The organism is Aquabacterium lacunae, assembly GCF_004310865.1.
Classification (GTDB): Bacteria; Pseudomonadota; Gammaproteobacteria; order Burkholderiales; family Burkholderiaceae_C; genus Aquabacterium; species Aquabacterium lacunae.
Genome location: NZ_SIXI01000062.1, coordinates 1 through 320 on the forward strand (window position 1 = coordinate 1; position 320 = coordinate 320).

1 protein-coding gene is annotated in these 320 nt (G+C 65.3%); it reads right to left on the minus strand.

Going from position 1 to position 320, the window contains the following annotated elements; genetic code table 11:
* Positions 1-320: Ig-like domain-containing protein (locus EYS42_RS17145; RefSeq protein ID WP_165456850.1), on the minus strand; the 320-nt coding region annotated here is incomplete at both ends.

Genomic DNA, 320 nt, shown 5'->3' on the forward strand with positions numbered 1-320 from the left:
CACGCTGATCGGCTGGCCGTTGACCGTCAGGATGGTCAGCGGGTTGTTCTCCGGGTCGGTGTCGTTGGCACGCGGGTCGAAGCTGAACGGCGTGTCTTCATCGCCGCCGACCACGTCGTTGCGCGCCACCGGCGCATCGTTCACGCTGTCGACCGTCACGTTCACGTTCGCCACATCGGTGGTGGTGCCGTCACTGACGGTGTACGTGAAGTTCAGCGGGCCCACGTAGTTGGCCACCGGGTCGATCGTCACACGGCCGTCTTCCGACACCACCGTCAGCGTGGCCACCTTCTGGCCGTTGACCAGCAGGTCCACCGTGT